Annotated in this window: 22 protein-coding genes; 7 read left to right on the top strand and 15 right to left on the bottom strand. The window is 66.6% G+C overall.

The window, feature by feature from the left end:
* Positions 1-129: 129 nt before the first annotated feature.
* Complete coding sequence (locus tag AC1ROK_RS01605; protein WP_492843179.1) at positions 130-1,617, bottom strand: MDR family MFS transporter; 1,488 nt, start codon at positions 1,615-1,617, stop codon at positions 130-132.
* 491 nt (positions 1,618-2,108) lie between these two features.
* Between AC1ROK_RS01605 and AC1ROK_RS01600 the strand changes: the two genes are divergently transcribed.
* On the top strand, positions 2,109-2,804 hold the full coding sequence (locus AC1ROK_RS01600; RefSeq protein WP_492843177.1) for an RNA polymerase sigma factor: 696 nt from the start codon (positions 2,109-2,111) through the stop codon (positions 2,802-2,804).
* Between the two features lie 170 nt (positions 2,805-2,974).
* On the opposite strand, the gene AC1ROK_RS01595 is transcribed toward AC1ROK_RS01600, so the two are convergent.
* Positions 2,975-4,126 carry a serine hydrolase domain-containing protein gene (locus AC1ROK_RS01595; RefSeq protein ID WP_492843175.1) on the bottom strand — a complete coding sequence of 384 codons (1,152 nt, stop codon included), beginning with the start codon at positions 4,124-4,126 and terminating at the stop codon, positions 2,975-2,977.
* 139 nt (positions 4,127-4,265) lie between these two features.
* On the opposite strand from AC1ROK_RS01595, the gene AC1ROK_RS01590 reads away from it, so the two are divergent.
* Entirely contained in the window at positions 4,266-4,832 is a 567-nt protein-coding gene (locus AC1ROK_RS01590; protein ID WP_492843173.1) for a dihydrofolate reductase family protein, read from the top strand.
* A 212-nt stretch (positions 4,833-5,044) separates the two neighbouring features.
* On the opposite strand, the gene dinB is transcribed toward AC1ROK_RS01590, so the two are convergent.
* Positions 5,045-6,292: a DNA polymerase IV gene (dinB, locus tag AC1ROK_RS01585; protein WP_492843171.1), complete on the bottom strand. Its 1,248-nt coding sequence runs from the start codon at positions 6,290-6,292 to the stop codon at positions 5,045-5,047.
* Positions 6,293-6,397: 105 nt separating this feature from the next.
* On the opposite strand from dinB, the gene AC1ROK_RS01580 reads away from it, so the two are divergent.
* Entirely contained in the window at positions 6,398-7,363 is a 966-nt protein-coding gene (locus AC1ROK_RS01580; RefSeq protein ID WP_492843169.1) for an NAD(P)-dependent alcohol dehydrogenase, read from the top strand.
* Between the two features lie 109 nt (positions 7,364-7,472).
* Here the strand turns inward: AC1ROK_RS01580 and AC1ROK_RS01575 are convergent, their stop codons facing one another.
* The 3 genes from AC1ROK_RS01575 to AC1ROK_RS01565 are packed head-to-tail and all read right to left on the bottom strand — an operon-like array spanning position 7,473 to position 9,302.
* Complete coding sequence (locus AC1ROK_RS01575) at positions 7,473-8,213, bottom strand: phosphotransferase (protein ID WP_492843167.1); 741 nt, start codon at positions 8,211-8,213, stop codon at positions 7,473-7,475.
* Positions 8,213-8,863: an NAD(P)-dependent oxidoreductase gene (locus AC1ROK_RS01570; protein ID WP_492843165.1), complete on the bottom strand. Its 651-nt coding sequence runs from the start codon at positions 8,861-8,863 to the stop codon at positions 8,213-8,215. Before AC1ROK_RS01570 ends, AC1ROK_RS01575 begins: the two co-directional genes overlap by 1 nt.
* 4 nt (positions 8,864-8,867) lie before the next feature.
* Positions 8,868-9,302 carry a MarR family winged helix-turn-helix transcriptional regulator gene (locus tag AC1ROK_RS01565; RefSeq protein ID WP_492843163.1) on the bottom strand — a complete coding sequence of 145 codons (435 nt, stop codon included), beginning with the start codon at positions 9,300-9,302 and terminating at the stop codon, positions 8,868-8,870.
* Between the two features lie 84 nt (positions 9,303-9,386).
* Between AC1ROK_RS01565 and AC1ROK_RS01560 the strand changes: the two genes are divergently transcribed.
* From AC1ROK_RS01560 to AC1ROK_RS01545, 4 genes are all read left to right on the top strand, one after another.
* On the top strand, positions 9,387-10,190 hold the full coding sequence (locus AC1ROK_RS01560) for an SDR family NAD(P)-dependent oxidoreductase (protein ID WP_492843161.1): 804 nt from the start codon (positions 9,387-9,389) through the stop codon (positions 10,188-10,190).
* Positions 10,191-10,308: 118 nt separating this feature from the next.
* Positions 10,309-11,136, top strand: a complete 828-nt coding sequence (locus AC1ROK_RS01555) for a polysaccharide deacetylase family protein (protein WP_492843159.1) — start codon at positions 10,309-10,311, stop codon at positions 11,134-11,136.
* A 237-nt stretch (positions 11,137-11,373) separates the two neighbouring features.
* Positions 11,374-11,760 carry a YciI family protein gene (locus AC1ROK_RS01550; RefSeq protein WP_492843157.1) on the top strand — a complete coding sequence of 129 codons (387 nt, stop codon included), beginning with the start codon at positions 11,374-11,376 and terminating at the stop codon, positions 11,758-11,760.
* A gap of 50 nt (positions 11,761-11,810) precedes the next feature.
* A complete protein-coding gene (locus AC1ROK_RS01545) occupies positions 11,811-12,725 on the top strand; it encodes a heme-dependent oxidative N-demethylase family protein (protein WP_492843155.1) in 915 nt (304 codons plus the stop codon).
* Between the two features lie 65 nt (positions 12,726-12,790).
* On the opposite strand, the gene AC1ROK_RS01540 is transcribed toward AC1ROK_RS01545, so the two are convergent.
* The 9 genes from AC1ROK_RS01540 to AC1ROK_RS01500 form a co-directional block, all read right to left on the bottom strand.
* The gene (locus tag AC1ROK_RS01540) at positions 12,791-14,947 is read right to left on the bottom strand and encodes a sodium-translocating pyrophosphatase (protein ID WP_492843153.1); all 2,157 of its coding nucleotides are present in this window, start codon (positions 14,945-14,947) and stop codon (positions 12,791-12,793) included.
* A gap of 342 nt (positions 14,948-15,289) precedes the next feature.
* Complete coding sequence (locus AC1ROK_RS01535) at positions 15,290-16,066, bottom strand: SDR family NAD(P)-dependent oxidoreductase (RefSeq protein WP_492843151.1); 777 nt, start codon at positions 16,064-16,066, stop codon at positions 15,290-15,292.
* Between the two features lie 70 nt (positions 16,067-16,136).
* Positions 16,137-16,697 carry a TetR/AcrR family transcriptional regulator gene (locus tag AC1ROK_RS01530; protein ID WP_492843149.1) on the bottom strand — a complete coding sequence of 187 codons (561 nt, stop codon included), beginning with the start codon at positions 16,695-16,697 and terminating at the stop codon, positions 16,137-16,139.
* A gap of 379 nt (positions 16,698-17,076) precedes the next feature.
* On the bottom strand, positions 17,077-17,385 hold the full coding sequence (locus tag AC1ROK_RS01525; RefSeq protein WP_492843147.1) for a DUF167 family protein: 309 nt from the start codon (positions 17,383-17,385) through the stop codon (positions 17,077-17,079).
* Positions 17,385-17,819, bottom strand: coding sequence for a GNAT family N-acetyltransferase (locus tag AC1ROK_RS01520; protein WP_492843145.1), 435 nt, complete (start codon positions 17,817-17,819; stop codon positions 17,385-17,387). Before AC1ROK_RS01520 ends, AC1ROK_RS01525 begins: the two co-directional genes overlap by 1 nt.
* 10 nt (positions 17,820-17,829) lie before the next feature.
* Positions 17,830-18,132: a YggT family protein gene (locus AC1ROK_RS01515; RefSeq protein ID WP_492843143.1), complete on the bottom strand. Its 303-nt coding sequence runs from the start codon at positions 18,130-18,132 to the stop codon at positions 17,830-17,832.
* Positions 18,133-18,228: 96 nt separating this feature from the next.
* Positions 18,229-19,104, bottom strand: coding sequence for a sigma-70 family RNA polymerase sigma factor (locus AC1ROK_RS01510; protein ID WP_492843141.1), 876 nt, complete (start codon positions 19,102-19,104; stop codon positions 18,229-18,231).
* Position 19,105: 1 nt separating this feature from the next.
* On the bottom strand, positions 19,106-19,531 hold the full coding sequence (locus tag AC1ROK_RS01505; protein ID WP_407065053.1) for a carboxymuconolactone decarboxylase family protein: 426 nt from the start codon (positions 19,529-19,531) through the stop codon (positions 19,106-19,108).
* Between the two features lie 101 nt (positions 19,532-19,632).
* Positions 19,633-20,247, bottom strand: coding sequence for a DedA family protein (locus tag AC1ROK_RS01500; protein ID WP_492843139.1), 615 nt, complete (start codon positions 20,245-20,247; stop codon positions 19,633-19,635).
* Positions 20,248-20,316: the final 69 nt, after the last annotated feature.

The following is a 20,316-nucleotide window of genomic DNA, read 5'->3' as shown; positions in this document are numbered from 1 at the left end:
ATTCCCTCATTGCTCTCAAAACAATGTCGGGCGAAGCGCGGCCATTTCGACAGGGGCGCGAAAGAAATCGGGCGCCGGAGGGGATCCGGCGCCCGAGGAAATCAGTGATTCACGTGAAGCACTAAATGCTTAGTGCCCACCCATGCCGGCCATTTCCGGGTTCGCCGGCGGCTTCTTGACGAAGAAGGCCGCGACGATGGCGAACAGCGAGATGATCGCGCCAGTCATGAAGCCGGTGCGGATGCCGGCGGCAAGTGCCGTCACCGGTTCGGTTCCGGCAGCCGTCAGCGCGGTGGACTGGATGGTCATCAGCGCGATGAACAGCGCCACGCCGGCGGCGCCTGCCACCTGCTGCACCGATCCGAGAATGGCCGAGCCATGCGAGTAAAGCTGCATGGGGAGCGAACTCAGCGACGCGGTGAACAGCGGCGTGAACATGATGGCGAGGCCGATGCAGAGCGCGATATGGCCGGCGAGGATCACCCAGATCGAGGTGTTCTGATCGACCAGGGTCAAACCCCAGAGCACGGCGCTGACAACGATCGAGCCGGGCACCAGGAGGCGCGTGGTGCCCCACTTGTCGTAGAGCCGGCCGACGATCGGGCCGAGCAGCCCCATCATCAGGCTACCGGGCAGCAGCATCATGCCGATCTGCAGCGGATCGAGCTTGATGACGTTCTGCAGGAACAGCGGCAGCAGGATGATGACGCCGAACAGCGCCATCATGGCGATCGCCATCATCACCACCGACAGGGTGTAGTTGGTGATGGCGAAGGTGCGCAGGTCGAGCAGCGCCTTGTCCTGCAGCGTGAGCTGGCGCCAGACGAACAGCACCATGGTGACGAGGCCGATGCCGAGCGGAATCCACGGCGACATGCCGTGCTCGCCGGCGGCAGACGCCGCTTCGCCGAAGCTTGAGAGGCCATAGACGATGCCGCCAAAGGCGAGCACCGACAGCACGACCGAGATGAAGTCGAGCGGGGTCGAGCGCGGGGTCGAGACGTTCTTCATCCGCCAGGCGCCCAGCGCCAGCGCCGCCAGGGCAATCGGCAGCACCAGGATGAACATGAAGCGCCACTCGAAGTGGGTGAGGATGAAGCCGCCGATGGTCGGGCCGATGGCGGGCGCCACCGACATGACGATCGAGATGTTGCCCATGGTCTTGCCGCGCGATTCGGGCGGCACCAGCGTCATCACCGTGGTCATCAGCAGCGGCATCATGATCGCCGTGCCGACGGCCTGGATGACGCGGCCGAACACCAGCAGCTCAAGGCCCGGGGAGACGGCGCAGATCAGCGTGCCCACCGAGAAGATCGCCATGGCGAGCATGTAGATCGGCCGGGTGTTGATGCGCTGCAGCAGGAAGCCGGTGATCGGAATGACCACCGCCATGGTGAGCAGGAACGCCGTGGTCAGCCACTGCGCCGCGCTGGCAGTGACGCCGAGATCGGTCATCAGCGGCTGGATCGCCACGCTCATGATGGTTTCGTTGAGGAACACCACGAAGGTGGAGACGAGCAGCAGCGCAATCACCAGCCGGTTGCGGGCGGCGGTGGAGGAATCGACGGGCGCGGTGGCGGCAGTCGACGGGACGTCGGTCATCGTTTCGGAGGTCATTTGCGGCCTGCCTTGCGCTGAAAGGAAACAAAAACAGGGTGGTTGAATGGCACAGGCGGGGTGGCGGAGGCCAGTCCGCAGGGCGCATATCGCCCTTGCATGGGGGCGGCAATTACCGGCGGGGTCATCGGGAAATCTCCTTGGCTTCACCAGTACGACGAGCGACCGGTGACGAAATCGACAGCGTTCGCCGCGAAAATAGTTAAGCGGCGGATTAAGCGTTGATGAGGCGAAAGTCAATGTCGGGGCGCGACGAGGGACCAGGTCGCGAGGGACCAGATCGTTGGCGCATGGCGGTGGTGGTAGCGCAGGGTGGGGGGCTTGAAGCAAGTCCCTTGTGACCCATATGTAGAAACTGAGGCGTTGCGCTACCTATGCACCGCCGGACAGTTTTGAAGGGCTGGAGCATCGCTCCGGCCCTTTTGCATTCGTGCTAGCATTGGGAACTTTTTCGCCCGGGCGATCGTCCAACCGGGCGATGGAGGATCGCGATGCTGACCTTGGTGAAATCGCACGGTGAACTTGCCGACCTGAGCGAGGCGGAGTTGGTGGCGCTGGCCCGGCACGGCGACGAGAACGCTATTCGCCTTCTGATCGAGCGCAATAACCAGCGGCTGTTTCGCGCGGCGCGGAGCGTTTTGCGCAATGACGGTGAAGCCGAAGACGTGGTGCAGGAGACCTATGTGAAGGCCTTCACGGCACTCGCGAGTTTTCGGGGTGAGGCGAGCTTTTCCACCTGGCTGACTCGCATCGCGCTCAACGAAGCGGTGTCGCGGCTCAGGCGCCGGAAGGCCACCAGCGAACTCGAAGCGCTCGACCATGCGGTGAGCGCCGACGCGGGCCTGGTGTCGCTGTTCCCGCTGTCGCTCGCCCCACTCCCCGCCGACATGGAGGCTGCCCGATCCGAGATGCGCCAACTGCTGGAGACCGCCATCGACGGCCTTCCCGAGGGATTTCGCACGGTGTTCGTCTTGCGCGACGTCGAGGGGCTCAGCACCGAGGAGACGGCGGAGCACCTCAACATCAAACCCGAGACAGTGAAGACCCGGCTGCACCGGGCGCGGCGCATGCTGCGCGTGGTGCTGGAAGAGCAGCTGCGCGGCTCGTTCGCCGAGCTCTATCCGTTCGACGGGGCGCGTTGCGCGCACATGGCGGACCGGGTGATCGCGGTGCTGCGCGGGGCTTGAGTGCTTTCAGATGAGGTGGCCCACAACCTCGCCTCCTCCCCGGGTGTCATCCCAGCGAAAGCTGGGACCCATCTATCGGCTGGTGGGGACGGTGAGTTGGGTCCCTGCTTTCGCAGGGATGACACCGAGTGTGTGGAGCGTATCGTGCACCCAACGGAGAGGTGGCTAGCCTACCGCGAGATGCTGTTCCAGGCGCCGTAGAGCGTCGAGTGCAGTAGCTGCACGGTTTCGCCGGCGCGGTAGACCACCAGTTGCTGTTCGGGGAGCAGGTAGAGCACCTGGCCGCCCTGGCCTATCAGGTAGGTGAACGGCCCCTGCAGCGCCTGGCCGGCGCGATCGAGCACGTTCTGGCGCAGGTGCTGGCCATAATTGTCCTTGAGCCGCGCGGCCGTGCCGACATCGAGGCCGAGGAACTCGCGCCACAGCGGGGTGGGGAGGAACGGCGCTTCCGGCGTGCCGTTCTCGATCAGGTACTGGCCGATGCGGATCCAGTCGCGCGCCGTGGCATAGATGCAGCAATAAGCGGAAACCGGGGCGCCTGGGGCGGGTTGGCGCCAGGCGGAGGTCGCCGCGCCGGCCGGGCGCCAGAGCTTTTCGGCCAGCAGCTCAGCGAGACCCTGCCCATAGACAGTTTCGAGCACCTCGCCGAGCAGCGCGGTGTTGACGTTCTGGTAGTTGAACGCGGACGCCGTCCTGGCGTCGGTGACGAGGCCGCCCTCGATGGCGCCGAGCCCCAGGAAATGCAGCCGCGCCAGCGGGCCGAACGGATTGGCCGAGGTATCGACGGTCTTGTCGCCGCTGACGGCGCCAGCTTTGCCCTCGCCATGGTCGAAGGCGATGCCGCTGCGCATTGCCAGCAGCGCGCCCAGCGTGACGCCGGCGAGGCCGCGATCGTCGGGCAAGAGCTCGCCCAGAGTCTGGTCGAGGTTCTTGAGCCGGCCTTCGGCCAGCGCCTTGTAGATCAGCGCGCCGACGAGGCTCTTGGCCATCGAGAACGAGTTGAAGCGGGTTTCGGCGGAGAGACCCGACGCGTAGTGCTCGAGTTCGAGCCGACCGGCGCGGGCGACGAGCAAGGCCTTGCCGCGCTTTTCGGTGAAGGCGGCCTCGAGGTCGGGTTGCAATGGACGGGTGCTGGCCGTGTCGGCGACGTGCAGATCACGCGGCGTTGCGGCGCCCTCGATGCTGGCGAAGTGGCCGGGCGCCGGCCAGATGAGCGGTGGCACACCTTCGGCGACCAGCTGCGGCAGGTAGGGAGCATAGGCGAGGGTGGCCGTCACCGCACCAGCCAGCACCAGCACCAGCGCGATCAGCAGTCTGCGCAACGAAATCCCCCAAAACCCCTGGCGCAAATGGCTCGCAGGCACGGATGGCGGAAATGCGGCTGCTGCTTGACAGGGTTGACCTCCCGTCGTAATCAACAATTATGTTGATTAACAATCCTGTTGATTACGGAGAAGGCAAATGAACAAGCTCATCAGCACACACTGGATCAGCCTCGACGGTTTCATCGCCGGCCCGATGGGCGAGATGGACTGGATCCGCGGCGACGACCAGCTGTCGAGTTACGAGATCGGGCTGGTCAACGGCGCCGGCAGCCTGCTGCTCGGCAAGGGCACCTACCAGGATTTCGCGCAGTACTGGCCGGCCGTTCCCGCCAACCCCAATGCCGCGGCGTGGGAGAAGACCTATGCCGAGCGGATCAATGCGCTGCACAAGGTGGTGATCTCGCACAACCTGCAGGCGGCGAAGTGGCCGACCTCGGAGCTGTGGCGCGAGCTCGATGCGGCCAGGGTCAAGGAATTCAAGGCGCGTTCGGGTGGCGACATCCTCACCTATGGCAGTGCCACCATCGTGCAGCAACTGACCAATCTCGGTCTGGTCGATGAGTACCACTGGCTGATCCACCCGATCGTGCTCGGCAAAGGCCGGCGGTTGCTCGACAACCTGGAGCGGCGCTTCGATATCGAGCTAGTCGACAGCGAACGCTTCGATAGCGGGGTGGTGAAGCTGATCTATCGCAGGGTGTAACGCTCATCGCCGGTGAGGGCACCCAAGCTTGCCTCACCCACAGGGTCGTGCCCCACCCACCGGGTCATTCCCGCGAAAGCGGGAACCTCTGTTTTAGTGCCCACTGCACGATCGCAAACGGAGTTCCCCGCTTTCGCGGGGATGACACCGAGTTTGGGGGACTGGTACGGGGTGACACCATGGATGGGGGAGGTCAGTGCCCAGTAGGCTGGCTACAGCGGCTTCTCCGCCAAGCCGCGGAAGGCGTCGGGGACCGAGCGATCGAGCTCCAGCGTCGCCGAGGCATAGCCGATGGCTTCGCGGCCGAAGCGGGTGCGGACCGCATCCATGGCGCGATCGGCGATGAGGCGCGAGGCGCCGCGCCGGGTGCCGGGGCGGCGGGCTTCGTCGCTAAAGCCCAGCGGCAGTTCGAGCTGTACCAGCGGATCGCGTTCCAGCTGCGCCACCGAGATGGCCAGCAGCGTGATGGTGCGCTCGTCGGGGTGATCGGCCTGGACGACGCGCACCAGGTCCTCGGCGATCTCGGCCAGGCTGACGGTGGCCGAAATCGGCTGGTCGATGGTGATCGAGCGGGTGACGGCGCGCAGGTCGCGGAAGCGGACGCGCGCGGTGATGGTGTGGCCGTGCCAGGATTTCACCCTGAGCCGCGAGGCGATGCGATCGGCGAGATGGTGCAGGGTCGGGCGGTAGATGCGCTCGATGAACGGCTTCTTGCCGAGCGCCGACTGGGCCCCGGCGGAGCGGGCGCGCTGGTTGGTGACGATGCCCCTTGGATCGCGGTTCCAGGCCAGTGCGCTGAGCTTTTCGCCGGCGGCATGGCCGAGGATGCGCTGCACCCACTCGGTGCGCTGCTCGGCCAACTGGCCGATGGTGAGGATGCCCTCATCCTCGAGCTTGCCCTCGGTGACGGGGCCGACGCCCCACATCAGCCCGACCGGCAGCGGGTGCAGGAACTCCAGCTCGCGCGAGGGATCGACGACGACGAGGCCATCGGGCTTGGCCACCTGCGAGGCGATCTTGGCGAGGTGCTTCGTGCGCGCCACGCCGACCGAGATGGGGAGGCCGAGCTCGGCGCGGACCCGGGCGCGAACCGTGCGGGCGATGCTTTCGGGGCTGCCGAACAGGTGCTCGCAGCCGGCGACATCGGCAAAGGCTTCGTCGATCGAGATGCGCTCGACCAGCGGGGTGTAGTCGTCGAGGATGCCGATCGCCGCGTCGCCTAGCCGCTGGTACTCCTCGAAATGCCCGCCGGTGAAGATCAGCTCGGGGCAGAGCTCCTTGGCCGCCCAGCCCGACATGCCGCCATGCACCCCGAAAGCCTTGGCCTCGTACGACGCGGCCAGCACCACGCCGCCGCCGACGGCGATCGGCTTGCCGCGCAACTCCGGATTCAACAGCTGCTCGACCGAGGCGTAGAAGGCATCGAGATCGGCGTGGAGGATGGTGGCGGCGGGCTCCATCCGGGATTCTCCGTGGCGCAAATGAGAACATAAAGCGAACGAAGCCTCGGACTTGTCAAGCGGCTCGCCGGCGGCAGAGAGTGCTGCGGGGATCGGGAGGGTGCGGTGCGGGCAGTGGTCTATTCGGCATATGGCGGGGTGGAGCAACTGCGGCTCGCCGCGGTGGCGCAGCCGGTTCCGGGGCCGGGCGAGGTGCTGGTCCGGGTCAAGGCGGCGTCGCTCAATTCGTGGGATTGGGACCTGTTGCGCGGCAAGCCGTTCCTCGCGCGGTTGGGCGGGTTGTGGCGGCCGCAGCACGCGATCCTCGGCGCCGACATTGCCGGCATCGTCGAGGCTCTGGGCGCGGGAGTGGGCCGCCTGGCCGTCGGCGACAGGGTGTTCGGCGATCTCAGCGGGGCCAACTGGGGCGGGTTCGCCGAGTATGTCGCGGCGCCGGAATCGGCGTTGGCGCGGATTCCTGACGGCGTCGGTTTCGAAGCCGCTGCGGCGACGCCGCAGGCGGGGCTGCTGGCGTGGCAGGGTTTGCGTTGGAAGGGCGAGGTGCGGGCCGGTGACCAGGTGCTGGTCAATGGCGGCGGTGGTGGCGCGGGAACGTTTGCGATCCAGCTGGCCAAGCGCGCCGGCGCTGCCGTGACCGGTGTCGACCGGGCAGAAAAGCTCGAGCTGATGCGCCGGGTGGGGGCGGACCGGGTGACCGACTATCGCGCCGAGGACTTTGCCGCGGGCAGCGAGCGCTACGACCTGATCGTCGACATGGTGGCGTCGCGACCGCTGGCGCAGTATCGCCGCGTGCTCACGCCGACCGGGCGGCTGGCGGTGGTGGGCGGCACGACGCCGACCATCCTCGCGGTGGCAACACTCGGGGCGATGAGCTCGAAGCCCGACGGGCAACAGCTCGGGCTGGTGCTGCACCAGCCGGATGTCGGGCAGCTGGCGGAACTGGGCGCGCTGATCGCAACTGGCGCGGTGAAGCCGGCGATCGACCGGGTGTATCCGCTGGCGGAGACCGCCGAGGCGTTTCAACGGATCGGCGACGGGCAGGCGCTGGGGAAGCTGGTGGTGGTGCCATGAGGGGTATATCGCATCGAGCTGCGTGATGGGCCGGTGCGGGGGATACTTAGGCTCGAACCAGCCCAAAACACCGGCCGGTGGGTGGGCGAGCTTGGTGGGTCCGAAGTAGCTACCCCCGCGCCAGCGCCAGCAGCCGCTCATTCTCCTCCGGCACATTCTCGGCCAAGCGCGCGGCAGCGATGATCGGCAGCCACGCCTGGATGTCGGCTTCCGTGAGCTCGCTCGCCGCCAGGTACTGCGCGAGATACGCGTCGGCCAATTCGTGGCCGGCGCCGTGGCGCATCAGCACGTAGGAGCGGGCGACGTCGGCGGCGGGTGGGCCGGAGGTGGCGTCGGGCCAATCGACGATCATCGCCGCACCGGGTGGGCCGATGATGTTGAAGGGGTGGAAATCGCCGTGGCAGAGGCGGTTGCCTTCCGGCAGCTCGGCCAGCCGCGCCAAGAGGCTCGTGCGCAGCGCGGCATCGAGGTCGACGCGGCCGAGGCGGTCGGCGAGGCGCGGCTTCAGCGGCGAAAGGCGAACTTCGGTGCGGGCATGGATAGCGAGGTGGAGCTGTACCATCGCCTCGAGCGCTGCGGGCAGCAGCCCCGGATCGGCGCTGGCGAGGCTCGCGAGCGGCTCGCCGGGGGCGCGGTCCATGACGAGGCCCCAGCGGCCGGCATAGGGGCCGGCCTGGTGCACCGCCGGGGTCGGGAGGCGGTGCTCGCCGACAATGGCGAGGATGGCGGCTTCGCCGAAGGCCACCGAGCGATTGGTGGGGTCGCGATAGAGCTTCAGCACGTGGTCGCCGTAGTGGAAGGCTTCGGCCATCTTGCCGGAGCCGAGCAGCGGGCCGATCTTCTGATCCATCAGCTGAGCGCCGCCTTGAGGGCAGCGGCGATGGTTTGGGTGCCGCGGGTGAGCTGGAAGACCTTGCCGGCCGTCTTGGGCTCTTCGAGTAGCGCCAGGGTGACCGCCGCAACGTCCTCTCGCGGCACCGATTCCTCGTTGATCGCCTGCTGGCTCAGCAACACCTTACCGGTGCCGCCGCCATCGGTGAGTTCGCCCGGCTCGAGGATGGTCCAGTCGAGGCTGGAGCCGGTGATGAACTTCGCCGCGGCGCGCTTCTGCTTGTAATAGTCCTTCATCTCGTCATCCATCGAGCGGGTGGAAAGCCCGGTGCTGGCGCCGATGGCGGAGATCGAGAGGTAGCGCTTCACTCCGGCATTCTCGGCAGCATGCACGGTGCGGCGGGTGCCGATGCGATCGAGCGCGCTGCTTTCGCCGGCGGCCGAGCCGGCGGCGAACACCACGGCATCGGCGCCCTTCATGGTGGCGGTGAAATCGCTCAGCGGCGATTTGTCGAGATCGAGCACGATGGTCTCGGCGCCACGCTTCACCGTTTCGGCCATGCGTTTGGGGTTGCGGATGGTAGCGACCACCGAGTGGCCGGCGGCCACCAGCTTTTCGACGATCAGGATGCCGGTGCGGCCGCTGCCGCCGATGACGATGATGCGCATGAGGTCACCTGTCGGTGGTTGATGGGGTGAGCTTTGAAAACAGGCGGTGCAGCGTTTCGAGCTCGGCGCTGCTCAGGGCGGCGAGGCCGGGCGGTGGCACGCGGAACTCGGCCAGCAGCGCGGTCTGGGTCTCGAGACCCAGCGGGGTGAGGGCGACGAGCTTCACCCGCCGGTCGGTGGGCGAGGGGCGGCGCTCGACATAGCCGGCCTGCTCCAGCCGATCGACCACCCAGGTGGTGTTCGAGGGGTCGCTGTTGAACTGCCGCGCCAGCTCGCCGATCGGACGTCCCACGGTGTCGAGGCTGTTGAGGATGCGCGAATCGTTGGGCGTCAGGCCGCGCCGCTGCAGGCTCTCGCTGCGCTGCGGGTTGGTGCTGATGAAGAAATCGAACATCAGCCGCCAGGTGTCGGCGGCCAACTCAGCGGTGGCAGGTTTCATGCGCGCAGCCTAGCACGAGCTGGTCCCTTGCATATATTTCGAGTAGTACCATATTTGCTATGCAACAAATAACGGAGCATGACGATGAGCGGACGGCATGACGGCAAGGTGGCGCTGGTCGCCGGGGCCAGCAAGGGCATTGGCGCCGCAACGGCCGAGCTGTTGGCGCAGGAGGGGGCGGCAGTGGTGCTGGTGGCGCGGTCGGTGGAGCCGACCAAGGTGCTGGCCGAGCGCATTCGCCAGGCGGGAGGCCGGGCCCTCGTGGTCGCGGCGGATGTGGCTGATGACGCGGCGATGCAGCGGGCAGTAGAGGCGGGGCTCGCGGCCTTCGGGCGGCTCGACATCGCCTTCAACAATGCGACCGACGGGCCGCGGCCGGCGCCGCTGGCCGAGCTCGATCTCGACGGCTTCGATCGGGGCATCCGCACCAATGTGCGCGGCACTTTTATCGGTATGCGGCACCAGATCACGGCGATGCTCAAGACTGGCGGCGGGGCGATCGTCAACATGGCGTCCTTGGCCGGGGTGATCGGGGTGTCGGGGCTTGCCGCCTATGTGTCCGGCAAGGCCGGGATCATCGGGCTCAGCAAGGTCGCGGCGCTCGACTATGCGGATCGCGGCATCCGGGTGAACGTGGTGGCGCCGGGGCCGATCCTCGCCCACCATCTCGAGGCGGCGGGCCCCGAAGCGCAGCGGCAGGCCGGGCTCGCGACGCCGATGCGGCGGATCGGGCGTGTGGAGGAAGTGGCGCAGGTGGTGAGCTGGCTTGCCTCGGATGCGGCCAGTTTCGTTACCGGCGCAGTGGTTCCGATCGATGGCGGGCAGAGCGCCGGCAACAAGATCCAGAACACCTATCGGCAGGGCGAACCGATGCAGGCGGCGGGCTAGAGCGCTTTCAGGAAAAGTTGCAGACTTTTCCGGTTCGAAAGCGCGACAGCGAACCCAGACTCCCGCGCTACGCCCGACGGCTGCTACACAGCTGGCGGAGAACGAGGGAGACGATTCGATGCAGGCGCTGCGGCAGGTGGTGGTGCACCACGACGATCTGGGGGCGAGCTGGAGCGCAAACATGGCGTTCCTCGAGCTCTGCGAGCAGGGCGTGGTGACCTGCGGCTCGGTGATGGTGCCGTGCCCATGGTTCCCGCATATGGCGCAACTGGCCCGCGACAACCCCGAACTCGATATCGGCGTGCACCTGACGCTGACATCAGAGTTCGACCGCTTCCGCTGGCGGCCGATGACCGGCACCGCCGATAACGGCATGTGCGACGCCGAAGGCTTCATGCCGCGCCGGGTGGCGGATATGCAGGGTGCGGACGTGGCGGCGGTGGAGGCCGAGTTGCGGGCGCAGATCGATGCGGCGCTGGCGGCCGGCATCGACGTCACGCATCTCGATGCGCATATGGGCACGGTGTGGTTGCCGGAGTTCGTCGAGCTTTATGAACAGCTTGGCGCCGACTATGCGCTGCCGATCTTCCTGCCCGGCCCGCAGGATGCCTGGGTCGAGCCGTCAGTGGCGCTCGACCGCGCCTGGGCCAAGGCAGCAGCGCGCGGCAATCCGCTGTTCGACGGCGTGGTGTCGACGCCGTTCGGCAATCTCAGCCCGACGGCGGCGGATTATCGCGGCATCCTCGACAGCGCCAAGCCAGGGCTTAACTGGGGGGCGTTCCACTTCACCAGGCCGGGCGACATCGCGATGATCTCCGATGACGCGCCGCTGCGGCTCGCCGAGTACGAGCTGTTCCGCTCCGGCGCGGTGGAGACGATCTATGCCGAGCTCGGGCTGGAGCTGGTGGGGATGCGGGGGTTCCGCGAGCAGCTGCGGGCGCGGTAGGCTCATTGCTGTCGGTGTGCACGATTTTACCCCACCGACGCGATGTCATCCCTGCGAAAGCAGGGACCCATTTCGCGGTTGGCGCTGGCGGGTCGTTGGGTCCCAGCTTTCGCTGGGATGACACCCGGTGGGGTGGAGAGATGGTGGGTGACCTCGGCCAACTCATTGCTGCCCTTCCCGGAATGTCGAATCCCCCAACCTCGCTTCGACTAGCCTCGCAAACAGGAGGTGCTTCCAATGAAGTTCGTGTGTCTCGTCTACATCGACAGCGTCGCTATGGGCGCACTGACCGAAGCCGAAGGCCGCCAGCTGGCCGATGACTCGATCGCCTTCGACTGGGGGCTGCGCGACAGCGGCAAGCTGATCCTGGCGCAGCCGCTCGAAGCGCCGCAGGCGGCGGTGACGGTGCGGCGGCGGGCGGGAAAATTCTCCAGCACCGACGGGCCGTTCGTCGAAGCCAAGGAGCATCTGGGCGGCTTCTTCCTGATCGAGGCGAAGGATATCGACGAAGCGATCGCCCTGGCGAAAACCAGCCCGATCATGCGGGTGGCGAGCATCGAAGTGCGGCCGGCGCTGGAGCAGGTGGATAGTGTGACGGGGCGGGGGCGGCCGGAGGTGGCGTAGGCGCAGCCGCGCCCTTGCGGCAATGGCTGGCGGTCGCCAATGTCGCCGACATGACAGTACCTCTCCACACGCCCTATGACGGGTCCTCAAAACTCTTCCAGATCGGCGTGAAGCCGGTTCCGCTTGCCGATTGGCTCGAGGTCGACGGCCGTCTGGCGGTAGACCTCGCCGAGAAGGAGCGGGTGAGCGCGGCGCACCCAGGCTCGGTGTTTGTAGCCGAGCCAGGGACGGAGCAAGCGCAGGCCGAGGTGCTGGTATTGCTGGTGGACCACCTCGCGACACAGTTCCCCCAGCACTATCGGCGGATCGGTGACGGGGTCGAGATCATACCCGCCGGGAAGCGCGTGGTGCTGGGCGTGCCAGGCGAGGCGCCGCTGCTGGCGGCGGCAAGGCTGGTGCAGGAAGACCTGGTGCTGATGCGTCGCGGCGAGGCGGGCTGGCGCCTCGCGGCTGCCTCGCTCTGCTTCCCCTCGTCATGGTCGCTCAGGGAGAAGTTCGGGCGGCCGTTGCATGAGGTGCACGGGCCCGTCCCCGGTTTCGGCGCCGGGACGCGGAATGCACAGCTGATCCAACGCATGTTCGACAACGCGCGGCCCGAAGTGCCAATGATCCGCTGGAACTGGTCGCTCTATGGGGACGACCGGCTGCATCACCCCGAGCCGGCCGATCCCGGCATACGGCGTTTTGGGACCGGCGAACGGGCGGCAAGCGTATTCCTGCGGGTAGAGCGACAGACTCTAAGGAAACTGCCGGTGAGCGGAGACATCCTGTTCGCCATTCGCATCCACGTCGATCCGCTTGCGCGGCTGGAGCAGCACCCGGAGGCGGCACGGATCGCCAGCTCGCTGGTCGCTCAACTCATGGCGCTCGGGGCTGCCGAGCTCGACTACAAGGGGCTGACCCTCGAGCGCGACCGGCTGGCGGCGCGGCTGGACGAGATCGCCGCGCGGGTACCGGCGCCATAAAGTCGAAGGGCCCGGGGTGATCCTCCGGGCCCTTCAATTACCGCACGACGGGCTGAAATGAGCCCTTACGCCACGCCCGTCATGTGCGCCAACACCGCCAGCAGCAGCAGGGCCACGATGTTGGTGATCTTGATCATCGGGTTCACCGCCGGGCCGGCGGTGTCCTTGTAGGGGTCGCCGACGGTGTCGCCGGTGACCGAGGCCTTGTGGGCGTCGGAGCCCTTGTAGTGCTTGACGCCGTGGCTGTCGGTGAAGCCGTCTTCAAAGCTCTTCTTGGCGTTGTCCCAGGCGCCGCCGCCGGCAGTCATCGAGATGGCGACGAACAGGCCCGTGACGATGACGCCCATGAGCATGGCGCCCAGCGCCGAGAAGGCCGCGGCGGTGCCGGCGATCCAGTAGATGGCGACGAACACGATGATCGGCGACAGCACCGGCAGCAGCGAGGGGACGATCATTTCCTTGATCGCCGCCTTGGTCAGCATGTCGACGGCCTTGCCGTAGTCGGGCTTCTCGGTGCCGGCCATGATGCCCGGCTTTTCCTTGAACTGGCGGCGGACTTCCACCACCACCGATTGGGCGGCGCGGCCCACGGCGGTCATCGACATACCGCCGAAGAGGAAGGGCAAGAGGCCACCGAACAGCAGGCCGACGACGACATAGGGGTCGGCGAGCGAGAAGGTGAGCGGCCCGAGGCCATAGAAGAACGAGCCCTCCGCGGCATTGGCCGAGAAGTACTGCAGGTCCTGGGTATAGGCGGCGAACAGCACCAGGGCGCCGAGGCCGGCCGAACCGATGGCATAGCCCTTGGTGACAGCCTTGGTGGTGTTGCCCACGGCATCGAGCGCGTCGGTGTTGTGGCGCACTTCCTTGTCGAGGCCGGCCATTTCGGCAATGCCGCCGGCATTGTCGGTGACCGGGCCGAAGGCGTCGAGCGCGACGATCATGCCGGCCAGCGCCAGCATGGTGGTGACGGCGAAGGCGATGCCGAACAGGCCCGCCAGATTATAGGTGACGATGATGCCGATGATGATCACCAGCGCCGGCAGGGCGGTCGATTCCAGCGAGACCGCGAGGCCCTGGATGACGTTGGTGCCATGGCCGGTCACCGATGCTTCGGCGATCGAGTTGACCGGGCGCTTGCCGGTGCCGGTGTAATATTCGGTGATGACGATGATGAGGCCGGTGATGACGAGGCCGGCAACGCCGCACCAGAACAGGTTCCACGGGGTGAACTGCTTGCCGCCTTCGAGGCCGAGCTGCACGTCGAGCCCACCGAACACCCACATCAGGGTGGGCAGCAGCACGATGAGCGAGAGGACGCCCGTGGCGATGAGGCCCTTGTAGAGGGCGTTCATGATGTTGTTGGAGGCGCCGAGCTTGACGAAATAGGTACCGATGATCGAGGTGACGACGCAGGCGCCGCCGATGGCCAGCGGCAGCACCATGCCGGCCAGCTTGAACGCATCGGGGAGGACGATCGCCGCCAGCACCATGGTGGCGACCGCGGTCACCACATAGGTCTCGAACAGGTCGGCGGCCATGCCGGCGCAATCGCCGACATTGTCGCCGACGTTGTCGGCAATGGTCGCCGGGTTGCGCGGATCATCCTCGGGGATGCCGGCTTCGACCTTGCCCACCATGTCGCCGCCGACATCGGCACCCTTGGTGAAGATACCGCCGCCGAGACGGGCGAAGATCGAGATCAGCGAGGCGCCGAAGCCGAGCGCCACCAGCGAGTCGATGACGGTGCGGCTGGTCGGCTCGATGCCGAGGAACTGGGTGAGGACGATGAAGTAGAGGGTGACGCCGAGGAGGCCGAGACCCGCAACCAGGAGGCCGGTGACGGCGCCCGACTTGAAGGCGAGGTCGAGGCCGCCGGCCAGCGACTTGGTCGCCGCCTGGGCGACGCGCACATTGGCGCGCACCGAGACGTTCATGCCGATAAAGCCCGCGGCACCACTGAGGATGGCGCCGATGGCGAAGCCCACTGCGGCATAGGCGCCGAGCAGGATGAAGGCGAGGATGAAGATGACCACGCCGACGATGCCGATGGTGGTGTACTGGCGGCGGAGATAGGCGGAGGCGCCTTCACGCACTGCGGCGGAAATCTCCTGCATGCGGGCCGAACCCGCGTCGGCCCTCAACAGGCCCTGCGTCGTGACGACGCCGTAAACGATGGAGAGCAGACCGCATACTACGATCGCCCATAGCAATAGAGTCATAACGAATGTTCCCTCGGTGTGACGTCACCGGGGAACGCTCCGTAGTTGCAGCGGCGAACCGCTCCTCCTCGCCCCCCGACGATCGCGTGCGAAACTTGTGCCAAATCGCCGCAGGGGGCGCAATGGGGTTAGGGTGCGGCGTTCCTGGAGAGGCTGGTGCGGCGGATCGCGTGGATAGTGCGGCGTGGGAAGAGTACCCCCCCACCCTGTCCCTCCCCCGCAAGGGGGGAGGAGACCAAAACACTGACGTTGGAGTTGGCGTCTCCCTCCCCCTTGCGGGGAGGGGACAGGGGTGGGGGTGCTCTTCCCGCACCGGCTCGTCAGTTGCGTTGCAGCGACATACTAGGCAGCAGCGTAGCGCGAGGCGGGCTTGGACAGCGACAGATGCGGCCGCAGTGCCACGCGTCGGGCCGCCCAGTCGTCGTAGGCGGCAACGGATTCGAGCGAGGGGATGGTGACCAGTTCGCCGGCATCGAACCCGGCCAGCGCCGCATCGACCATGGCGTCGGCGTCCATCACCGCTTCGGCGGGGAGGCCCGCGCCATCAGAGATCATCGGGGTGCGGGTATAGCCGGGAAGTACCGCCTGCACCTGTACGCCCCTCGGCTTCACGTCGAGATCGAGCGACAGGCTGAGGTTCAGCACATAGGCCTTGGAGGCGGCATAGGCCGCCGCGGCCGGGGTGTCGATGAAGGCCATGGCGGAGGCGAGGTTGACGATGGCGCCGTTGCCGCGAGCGGCGAAGACCTTGGCGGCGACTGCGGCGAGGCGGGTGAGGGCGACGACGTTGATGTTCAGCATGCTGGTGAGCTCGTCGAGATTGCCGGCGCTCAGCGGACCACCGCCGATCAGCCCGGCAGAGTTGATCAGCAAGGCAATCGCCGGGTCGGCCTCGAGCCGTCGCTCGACGCGTGCAAGGCCCCCGGGCTCGCCGAGGTCGGCGACGATGCGCTCGACCTTGATGCCGTGGGTCGCGGCAAGCGAGGCTGCGAGCTCCTGCAGCTTTTCGGCGTTGCGGCCGACCAGCACCAGGTCGTAGCCGCGCTTGGCGAGACGGTCGGCGTAGATTTCGCCGATGCCCGAGGAGGCTCCGGTGATGAGGGCGGTTTGTGCGGCCATGATCGATCTCCTGCAAATGGCGTGACGCCAGTTACATGATGCTCATAATTTAACGTCGCAAGGGCACGGCCTAAGAATCTTTGCCGGCGAGGAGGACGTCGACCGCAGCGGTCAGCATATCGGCGCTCAAGGCGGGGTCGCTGACGGTGCGGGAGAGGGTGAGGGCGCCGACCATGGTGGCGTAGATGGCCATGGCGCGTGGCCGCGTAACGCCGGCGATCTCGACGATCAGCTCGAGATAGGCGGCGATGCCGGCTTCGAAGGCAGTGCGCAGCTCCGGGCTGCCGCGCGCCGCGTCCTGCGACAATGCGGCAATGGCACAGCCGGCCTCGATCGAGTCGCGATGTTCCGGCGAGAGGTAGAAGCGGACCATGGCGGCATAGGGATCGGCGGCGGCCAGCGCGTATTGGCGCAGGCGCTCGGTGGTCTCGGCAAACACCCGGGTCACCGCCTCGGCGGCGAGCGCGTCCTTGCTGGCAAAATTGTTGTAGAAGCCGCCATGCGTCAGCCCGGCAGCCTGCATCAGGTCGGCGACGCCGATGCCGTCAAAGCCGTGCTTGCGGAACTGGGCGCCGGCGACCTCGACGACATGGACACGATTCTTCAACGCCTGCTCGCGGGAGACCTTCATCAGACGCTCCGGTTTGATGCTGACCGTAATGTAAGAGGAACGGTTCGCCGTTTCAACGAAACGGCTTGTTGTCCCTGACCTTCCCCATCCACGGATGTCATCCCGGCTTGCGCCCACATGTGTTAAGTTTAGGGGATTTCCACTGCTTAGATGCGGCGCCGATCGGCGAACTCGCCACCGGCAGAGCCCCTAACTCGTTGTCATCCCTGCGAAAGCAGGGACCAAACTCGCCGCAGCGCAGGTGGATGGATGGGTCCCTGCTTTCGCAGGGATGACAGCCGGTGGGCGGGGCACGACCTTACGTTAGCGCCTATGGACCCTCGCCGGGGTGATACCGTGCGCGGGGATGGTTGGTGCCCTCATCGAGAGTCCGTGCACCCTAGCCCAGTTTGGCGAGGGCAGCGGCGAGGGCCTGAGGGTCGCCGGAGATGTGCAGGGTCTTCTGCCGCGACGTGTCACCAGTGACCAGGGTGACGGCCGACTTGGGCACGCCGAGCGCCTTGGCCAGCAGCACCATCACCGCGGCATTGGCCTTGCCCTTGTCGGGCACCGCCTTCACCCGGACCCGGAGCACGGTGGCGCCGTCGTCGCGGGTCTCGAACCCGTCGATGCGGTCAAGGCCGGCATTGGGGGTGGCGCGAAGATGGAGCCGGATGCCGTCCGCCAGCAGCTCGAAGGCCGGCTTCATCAGCGCGGATAGAGGTCGGTGCGGAGCTTGACCATCAGCCGCTCCGGGTTCTCGACCGCGGTAAATCCATAGCGCTCATAAAGGCCATGCGCGTCGGCAGTGGCCAGCATGAAGCGGCGCAGGCCCTGCAGGTCCGGGTGGGCGATGATGGCGTCCATCAGGCCCTTGCCGAGCCCGAGGCCCTGCTGGCCCGGATCGATGAAGACGTCGGCCAGCCAGGCAAAGGTGGCGCGGTCGGTGACGACACGGGCGAAGCCGACCTGCGCACCATCAGGCGCATAGAGCCCGAAGCTCAGGGCGTTGGCCACCGAGCGGGCGACGACATCACGCGGAATGGCGCCGGCCCAGTAGCTCTCTCGGCTCAGGTAGCGATGGACATAGTCGAGGTCGATCCGTGCCGGATCGGTCGACACCTCATAGCCCTGAGGCAGCATGGCGCGCCGCTCAGAGCGCGCCGACAGCAGCCCGTGCGGCGTAGAAGCCGATGAGATTCTGCAGGAAGAAGATGATGACGAAGACGATCAGCGGCGACAGGTCGAGCCCGCCCATCGCCGGGATGACGCGACGGATCGGCTTCAGGATCGGCTCGGTGATCTGGTTCAGCACGCGCCAGACCGAAGCGACGAACTGGTTGCGGGTGTTGATCACGTTGAAGCTGATCAGCCAGCTCATGATGATCATGATCAGGAAGATCCACCAGACGATGTTCAGAATGAAGCTCAGCGTCTGCAGAATGGCAAAGATCATCGGGTGGCCCTCGGGTTCGCCGCCCTATTTAGGGGGCGGAACGCCAGGCGGCAAGCGGGCGCGACGATTTTGCCTTTGAGCGCGGTGGGTTGGCGCTCAGTTGAGCGCCATGCCGTCTAGGTGTCCGAGCTTGTCCGGATTGCGGACGACGTAGATGCCGGCGATCTTGCCATCGACGATCTCGAGCGCGGTGGTCTGCAGCTCGCCATCCGCCTCGAGCGTGACATAGCCGGGCAGCCCGTTGATCGTGGCGAAGCGGACGAGCTGCGACGGCGCAGTGGCGAACATTCGCGCCATCCGTTCCATCAGCCTCATCACGGCATCGAAGCCGACAATCGGCACCGGGCCGGCCGGACGCTTGCCGCCGCCATCGGCGGTGACGGTGATATCGGCGGCGAGCATCGATTTGAGCATCGCCATATCGCCGGTCTGCGAGGCGGCAAAGAAGGCTTCGGCGAACTCGAGGCCGCGGCGCTGGTCGACGGCGAAGCGCGGCCGCGCCTCGTGCACATGCTGGCGGGCCCGCGCCGCCAGCTGCCGGCAGGCGGCCGGCTCACGATCGATGGCGGTCGCCACCTCGTCGAACTCCATGCCGAACACATCGTGCAGCAGGAAGGCGGCGCGCTCGAGCGGCGAGAGCCGCTCCAGCGCCAGGAGGAGGGGCAGGGTGACGTCCTCGGCCATGTCAGCCTCGCTGTCGACCACCGGATCGGGGAGCCAGGGGCCGATATAGGTCTCGCGCTTGCGGCGGGAGGATTTCAGCACGTCGAGGCAGAGCCGGGTGACGACGCGCACGAGAAAGGCCTCGGCATTGTCGACCTCGGAGCGGTCGGTGGTGTGCCAGCGCAGGAACGCGTCCTGCACCACATCCTCGGCATCGGCGACCGAGCCGAGCATGCGGTAGGCGACCCGGGTGAGGCGGGGCCGATGGGGTTCGAAACTGATGGCCGCATCGGCCCGCCCGGCATCCATGTTATGCCGCCACCTTGATGATCGCCGAACGCGGCGGGTTCACCCGGAAGCCGGCATTGATGCGGTTCCAGGTATTGATGTTGCCGATCAAGAGGGTGAGGACGACCTGCTCGGCCTCGCTGAACTCGGCCGCCACCAGCTCGTAGGCCGCGTCGGCGGTATGATCGAGCCGGGTCAGCGCCTCGGTCCAGGCGAGGGCGGCGCGCTCGCGTGGGGTGAAATGCAGCGCCTCGCGCCAGGCGTCGAGCAGGTAGATGCGCATTTCGGTTTCGCCGTCCTGGCGGGCTTCCTGGCTGTGCATGACGAGGCACACGGCGCAGCCGTTGATCTGGCTGGCGCGGATCTTCACCAGATGCGCCAGGGTCGGCTCGAGGCCGACATCGGGCACGGCCTGGCTGTAGTCGATCAGCGGCTGGATCAGGTCCATCCGGGCGTAGGGGTTGATGCGCTTGGTCATCATTGTCTCCATGTCATTGTGATGCTCACGACAACAAGACGACTCGGCCCCCAGCCGGTGTGACATGGACCTCAGGTTTTTTGGCTGGCCCGGCTCGGACGCCAGGTGAACAGGCGGAACACGTAGAGCCCGACGACGGCGATCAGCACCAGCCAGGTCAGCGGGTCGAGCCAGCTTTCGACCAGGTGGTAGTGCTCATGCAGCAGGTACCCGGCGCCGACCAGCACGCTGTTCCAGATCAGCATGCCGATGGCCGAGAACAGTGCGAAGGTCGGAAAATTCATCTTGGCGAGGCCGGCGGGAACCGAGATCAGGGTGCGGAGGATCGGGAACAGCCGCCCCACCAGGACAATGGGCTTGCCCCAGCGATCGAAGATGCGGGCGGCATAGTCGATCTCGTCGGCGTTGAAGGCGAACCAACGGCCGATGTGGTCCGCCAGCCACTTGACCCGTTCGAGACCGAACAGCCGGCCGACGAAGTACCAAGGCAGCATGCCGATCAGCGAGCCGGCGGTGGCAGCGAGGATGACACCGAAGATATTGAGCTGACCCTGGCCCGCGGCAAAGCCGGCAAACGGCACGATCAGCTCAGACGGGATCGGCGGGAACACCGCCTCGAGCAGCATCAGCAGGGCGATCCCGACATAGCCGAGGTCGGTGATGATCTGGGTGATCCAGCTGGCCATGCGTGTTCGTTGCTCCGTCGTTTGCCCGGGTTCAGTAGCCCACAGGGTCATTGCCGCGAAAGCCGGAAA

This window comes from Devosia sp. GW821-FHT12F11, from assembly GCF_058806655.1.
The sequence above is the reverse complement of the archived record's forward strand: the minus strand, read 5'-3'. Positions and strand labels throughout refer to the sequence as shown.